This window comes from Nocardia sp. NPDC023852 (genome assembly GCF_040639505.1).
Classification (GTDB): Bacteria; Actinomycetota; Actinomycetes; order Mycobacteriales; family Mycobacteriaceae; genus Nocardia.
The window spans coordinates 1-1,128 of record NZ_JBFAAB010000086.1; the positions used below are offsets into that span (position 1 = coordinate 1).

A 1,128-nucleotide genomic window follows, 5' to 3' on the forward strand; every position below is an offset into this window, starting at 1 on the left:
TCCCGCCGACCAATCCACATGCGGGGACAAGGTATCCACATGCAGTGTCTTCGGCAGTATCTGGTGCTGCAATGCCTGCACCATTTTGATCACGCCACCCACACCGGAAGCTGCCTGTGTGTGACCGATATTGGACTTGAGCGCGCCGATGCGTAGCGGCTCCGGTCGATCCTGGCCATAGGCGGCGAGCAACGCCTGCGCCTCGATCGGATCACCCAACGTCGTGCCTGTGCCGTGGGCCTCCACGACATCGACATCCACCGGGCGCAGGCCGGCATTGGCCAACGCCGCCGCGATGACCCGTTCCTGCGACGGACCGTTCGGCGCGGTCAAACCATTGCTCGCGCCGTCCTGGTTGATCGCGCTGCCGCGCACCACCGCCAACACGTTGTGTCCTAGACGCTGTGCGTCCGACAGCCGTTCCACCACCAACACCGCGGCACCCTCGGACCAGGCCACCCCGTCGGCCGCTGCCGAAAACGACTTGCACCGCCCGTCCGGGGCCAAACCGCGCTGCCGGGAGAACTCCACGAACACCATCGGTGTCGCCATCACCGTCGCACCACCCACCAACGCCAGCGAGCTTTCCCCCTGACGCAACGCCCGGCACGCCACATGCAACGCCACCAACGACGACGAACACGCCGTATCCACCGTCATCGCGGGCCCTTCCAAACCCAACGCGTAGGCCACTCGTCCGGACACCACGCTTCCCGCGGCACCGGTCGCGACATACCCCTCGACCTCGGACCCACCCTTGCGGGTCACGGCCTCGTAGTCCTGGTACATCACACCGGTGTAGACACCGGTATCGCTGCCCCGCAACGATGTCGGATCGATCCCCGCGTGTTCCAACGCCTCCCACGACACCTCCAGCAGCAACCGTTGCTGCGGATCCATCGCGATCGCCTCACGAGGACCGATCCCGAAGAAGCCCGCGTCGAAATCGCCCGCGTTCGGAAGGAATCCGCCTTCCCGGGCATAGGACGTACCCGAGTTGTCGGGGTCGGGATGGATCAGGCGACGCAGGTCCCAGCCACGATCCGAAGGGAACTCACTGATGGCGTCCGTGCCCGACAACACCAGATCCCACAGCTCATCCGGCGACTCGACACCGCCGGGATACCG

At 65.7% G+C, this 1,128-nt stretch carries 1 protein-coding gene; it reads right to left on the minus strand.

What is annotated here, in order from left to right; translation table 11 throughout:
• The coding region (locus AB0H00_RS31995; protein ID WP_357273689.1) for a polyketide synthase at nt 1-1,128 on the minus strand (1,128 nt) is incomplete at both ends.